This window comes from Microcoleus sp. K4-B3 (assembly GCF_036704615.1).
Classification (GTDB): domain Bacteria; phylum Cyanobacteriota; class Cyanobacteriia; order Cyanobacteriales; family Microcoleaceae; genus Microcoleus.
Window position 1 is genome coordinate 1 of sequence record NZ_JAUBSF010000175.1, and the last position, 4,880, is coordinate 4,880.

Here is a 4,880-nt window from a genome sequence, read left to right on the forward strand (position 1 = left end):
CGGATAATGACGGCTCCTTCAAAAAGAGCTATGATGATAACCCGTTTTGAATTGTACCCGTAACAAGGGTGAAGATATCAAGGAGCGGAATGAAGCAAAAGTTTCACGTTCCGTTTTGAAGGAGAGGTAGGGGTAGAAATTCCCCTATCGACTCTACCAACTCCAGCTTCTCCCTAATCTATGGATATTGCCGAAGTTTTGACACTGGCAGATGAGCTAATTTTTGCTAAGACGGGAAAGCATTTAGATTACGTGCAAGAAGCTATTCTGCGGGGAACTTTACAAGACACAACTTACACGCAAATTGCTCAAGAAGTTTACTCAAGTCCAAGTCATGTCAGAAATGTCGGATCGCAACTTTGGAAAATACTTTCTAAAGAATTAGGAAAAAATATTACTAAAGCAAATTTTAGGACTGTATTAGAGCAGGAAAAAATTTATAATTATCAATTAGCTATAGTTGGCGATAATATTAAATTGGGCGAGAATGTCACAGTCAATAATAACTTTAACGTTTGTCGTGAAAAAGTGCGATCGCCCAAAACTCCCCAAAACCATCAATCAACAGCAAAACAGCCCCGCATCGACTTAGGCGACGCACCCGAAATCTCGACATTTTTCGATCGCACATCCGAACTCACCACCCTCAAACAATGGATTCTGGAAAACCGCACCCGTCTCATCAGCATCTTAGGATTAAGCGGAAGCGGCAAAAGTGCGATCGCACTCCAACTAATCCAACACATTCAATATGAATTCGACTGTATAATCTGGCGAAGCCTCCGAGACGCGCCACCCCTCCAAACACTCCAAACCGACTTAATTAAATTCCTATCGCAGCAGCAAGAAACTAACCCCCCCAACCCCCCCTTATCAAGGGGGGGCGAAGAGATTAAGCCTCCGTCGCCAAGGGGAGGCGAAGAGATTAAGCCTCCGTCGCCAAGAAGGGGCGAAGATATTCAACCTCCGTCTCCCCCCCTTAGCAAGGGGGGGCTGGGGGGGGTAATCAACTATTTACGATCGCACCGCTGTCTCATCATCCTCGATGACGTGCAAACAATCTTCAGCAGCGGACAACTAGCAGGAAACTATCAACCAGGCTATGAAAATTATGGCACTTTCTTCAAACAAATAGCAGAATCATGTCACAACAGTTGCTTAGTTTTGCTCAGTTGGGAAAAACCCAGAGAAATTGCAGCATTAGAAGGCGAACACAAAAATTGTCAAACATTGCAACTCAATGGTTTAGGCGAACCAGCACGAGAAATATTTATAGAAAAAGGCTTAGCAGAATCAGAAAAGTGGTCACAATTGATTGAGCTTTACAAAGGCAATCCATTGTGGTTAAATACAGTAGCCGCTGCAATTAAAGACTTATTTAGTGGCAAAGTTTCGGAATTTTTATCCTATGATAGCCTAGTCTTAGGAGACTTAGAATATTTATTGCACCAACATTTTCAGCGCTTGTCAGACACCGAAAAACAAGTAATGTACTGGTTAGCAAATGAAATCAAAGAAGTTGAAATCTCCAAAAAGCCAGCCCTTCTCGAATTATCCCCTTCAGAATTCCTAAAAGCTGTCGAATCCTTGAGACGGAGGTCATTAATCGAAAAAGTCCAAAAAGGCGATAGAACCCTCTTCACACTTCAACCAGCGATCGCAGAATACATAAAAACTCACATCTTATAGCAGTTTTAAGAACAGGCAAGATGCCTGTTCCACAATAAATGAATTTTAGGGCAGCAGTTTTAGGAACAGGCAAGATGCCTGTTCCACAATATGTGAATTTTCTTGTGGGGTGGGCTTCTAGCCCGCCCTGAAAGGATTATTCAAAAATTAGCAAAACATTAATCCAAACAGCCCCATTTAGCCTTAAAATTAAAAAGACTGACTAGCCAACAATGCCCTATGTTTGAAGCCCTTGCCGATCGACTCGAATCCACCTGGAAAAAACTGCGCGGACAAAATAAAATCTCCGAGTCCAACATCCAAGACGCGCTCAAAGAAGTCCGCCGCGCCCTCCTGGAAGCCGATGTCAACCTCCAAGTCGTCAAAAACTTCATCGGAGAGGTCGCAGCCAAAGCACAAGGAGCAGAAGTAGTTTCAGGCGTCCGTCCCGACCAACAATTCATTAAAATAGTCCACGACGAACTCGTGCGCGTCATGGGGGAAACCAACGTACCCCTCGCCACCGCCGACTCCGGGCCCACAGTTATCCTGATGGCGGGTTTGCAAGGAACCGGGAAAACCACAGCTACCGCCAAACTAGCGCTGCACCTCCGCAAACAAAATCGTACCGCACTGCTAGTCGCAACCGACATTTATCGACCTGCGGCGATCGACCAATTGCTGACCCTCGGCAAACAAATCGACGTACCAGTATTTGAATTAGGCAAAGACATTGACCCCGTAGAAATTGCCCGCCAAGGCATCGAACACGGCAAACAAATCGGCATCGATACCATCATCGTCGATACAGCAGGCCGCCTGCAAATCGACCAAGACATGATGGCAGAATTGGGCCGCATCAAACAAACAGTACAACCCCACGAAACGCTGTTAGTTGTTGATGCCATGACCGGCCAAGAAGCAGCAAATTTAACCCGCACCTTTCACGAACAAATCGGCATTACCGGCGCAATCTTAACCAAATTAGACGGCGACAGCCGCGGCGGTGCAGCCTTATCCGTGCGACAAATATCCGGCGCGCCGATTAAATTTGTCGGCGTCGGCGAAAAAGTGGAAGCCTTGCAACCATTTTATCCCGATCGCATGGCATCGAGAATACTCGGCATGGGCGATGTTTTGACGCTAGTAGAAAAAGCGCAAGAAGAATTCGACATCGCCGACGCCGAAAAAATGCAAGAGAAAATGCTCACGGCAAAGTTTGACTTTACCGACTTTCTCAAGCAAACCAGACTGTTAAAAAATATGGGTTCCCTCGGCGGCATCATGAAAATGATTCCGGGGATGAACAAACTCTCAGACGAACAAATGCGGCAGGGAGAAGTGCAGCTAAAACGCACCGAAGCCATGATTAATTCCATGACAGTTGAAGAACGCCGCAATCCCGAACTTTTAGCAAGTTCTCCATCCCGCCGCCGCCGCATCGGCAAAGGCGCTGGCTACGCTGAAAACGACGTAACTAAGCTGGTCAGCGACTTCCAGAAAATGCGTACTATGATGCAGCAAATGAGTCAAGGCAACTTCGCCGGCATGGGAGGAATGCCCGGAATGCCCGGAATGCCCGGAATGGGCGGCCCGGGAATGCAGCCCGGTTCCCGCGGCTATATGGGCGCCCAGCAGAAGAAGAAAAAGAAAAAAGATAAGCCCAAAAAAGGTTTCGGACAGTTGTAGAAAATATCTGATAGATTGCACCATGGTCAAAAATTTGTAGGGGCGGGTTTCACCGACAATAATTGCCTAAAACCCACAATCTCGTAAACCCGCCCCCTAATTGAGATACCGTAGGGTGCGTCGCTATCGATCATCTGCAAATCAGCTTGAAAATATCGCAGCGACGCACCCTACACAATACCGTTTTTAACTCTTTTCTTGTTGCGGAGTTCTACCTGAAAAAGCCTGGAATTAAATATGGTACAAACAATTACTCAACCAGAAACCATATCCATTGAATTGCCAAATTCGATCGGCCTCTTTGTCACCCCAGAACAATTCGAGGCCCTAGCATTGGCAAATCCCGACTTGAGATTAGAGAGAACCGCACAAGGAGAATTAATCGTGAATCCACCCACAGGAGGAGAATCAGGCAGCCGCAACCTAAGTATCAGTACGCAAGTAGGCAACTGGTGCGAAACACACGAAGATTTAGGAGAAGGCTTTGACTCTTCTACTGGATTCATCCTTCCTAACGGTGCTCGCCGTTCTCCCGACGCTTCCTGGGTGAGTAGAACTCGCTGGGAGGCACTAACTCCAAAACAGCGCAAAGGCTTCGTGCCCCTGTGTCCAGACTTTGTAGTAGAATTGCGTGAAGCGAAGCTATCCCGTAGGGAATCGGCATCAGACAGTCTCTCCACCCTTCAAACTAAGATGTGGGAATACATGGACAACGGCGCAAGATTGGGCTGGTTGATTGACCCGCAAAACCGGCAGGTAGAGATTTATCGACAGCAAGCAGAAGTAGAAATATTAATCAATCCTGCGGAGTTATCTGGGGAAGACGTATTGCCAGGATTTGTGTTGAATTTAAGGCGAGTGTGGCGTTAGAGAGCTTTTGATACCAAATCCGCACAATCCCAGATTCCTCACCCCCCAACGGGCAGCATACACTGCAAGAGTGCGACTCGAAGTCGATCGTCCGAGACAATAGTGAGTAAAAATACCCGAAGTTCTGTGTCACTCAGCATAAAGCTGTTGGGAATTCCTAAAAATACACGTTCGGGCATGAGTTAAATTTTCTTAATCCCTAAAACATCTAAAATCCAACCCAAACTAACTATTAATTCCCAGCAGATATCTTGAGCAATGTGACGATTATACATCACTGCTGAATCAACGAACGATATCCCGTCACAGAACTATCGCGCTTGTTCTGCGACCTTGAGCTGAGATGCCAGTTTCTGCGCTTGTTTGATGCCCAGCGATACACGAGTCAACCATCTTAAATTGGTTAACATATTGATTTTTTGGACGATTCCTAGGTCATCAACTAAACCGGCGACCAAGCCCAGATCGCCCGTGGTTTTCTACTGTCATCTCAGTTTCTTTCTGCACGGGCTGATACACGTTGATTTTATCGTTCCTCAGTCCATTAGTTTATACTATTTTTTGGTGATGATTAGCTAGGGTTTGCTGAATAAATAATGGAAGACCCAGAGAAGGATTGATGATTGATTCAAGCCGACGCTCGAATAAGTTTT

The 4,880-nt window shown here is 46.1% G+C and carries 4 protein-coding genes; 3 read left to right on the forward strand and 1 reads right to left on the reverse strand.

The genetic code is table 11. The features are described from left to right. The first annotated feature begins 180 nt into the window (after nucleotides 1–180). The 3 genes from QUA78_RS31820 to QUA78_RS31830 all read left to right on the forward strand — a co-directional run bounded on the left by QUA78_RS31820 (nucleotide 181) and on the right by QUA78_RS31830 (nucleotide 4,227). Nucleotides 181–1,689 (forward strand): ATPase, encoded by a 1,509-nt coding sequence (locus QUA78_RS31820; RefSeq protein WP_333399232.1) that lies wholly within the window; start codon nucleotides 181–183, stop codon nucleotides 1,687–1,689. A 219-nt stretch (nucleotides 1,690–1,908) separates the two neighbouring features. Further along, on the forward strand, nucleotides 1,909–3,357 hold the full coding sequence (gene ffh / locus QUA78_RS31825) for a signal recognition particle protein (protein ID WP_333399233.1): 1,449 nt from the start codon (nucleotides 1,909–1,911) through the stop codon (nucleotides 3,355–3,357). Between the two features lie 237 nt (nucleotides 3,358–3,594). After that, nucleotides 3,595–4,227: a Uma2 family endonuclease gene (locus tag QUA78_RS31830; RefSeq protein ID WP_333307378.1), complete on the forward strand. Its 633-nt coding sequence runs from the start codon at nucleotides 3,595–3,597 to the stop codon at nucleotides 4,225–4,227. Nucleotides 4,228–4,265: 38 nt separating this feature from the next. Here QUA78_RS31830 and QUA78_RS31835 read toward each other — a convergent pair whose 3' ends face one another. Beyond that, nucleotides 4,266–4,406, reverse strand: coding sequence for a hypothetical protein (locus tag QUA78_RS31835; RefSeq protein WP_333307381.1), 141 nt, complete (start codon nucleotides 4,404–4,406; stop codon nucleotides 4,266–4,268). Between the last annotated feature and the right edge of the window lie 474 nt (nucleotides 4,407–4,880).

Coding starts and splice junctions, on each gene's coding strand:
- QUA78_RS31820 (WP_333399232.1), top strand. CDS start 181: ATGGATATTGCCGAAGTTTTGACACTGGCAGATGAGCTAATTTTTGCT.
- QUA78_RS31830 (WP_333307378.1), top strand. CDS start 3,595: ATGGTACAAACAATTACTCAACCAGAAACCATATCCATTGAATTGCCA.
- ffh (WP_333399233.1), top strand. CDS start 1,909: ATGTTTGAAGCCCTTGCCGATCGACTCGAATCCACCTGGAAAAAACTG.
- QUA78_RS31835 (WP_333307381.1), bottom strand. CDS start 4,406: ATGCCCGAACGTGTATTTTTAGGAATTCCCAACAGCTTTATGCTGAGT.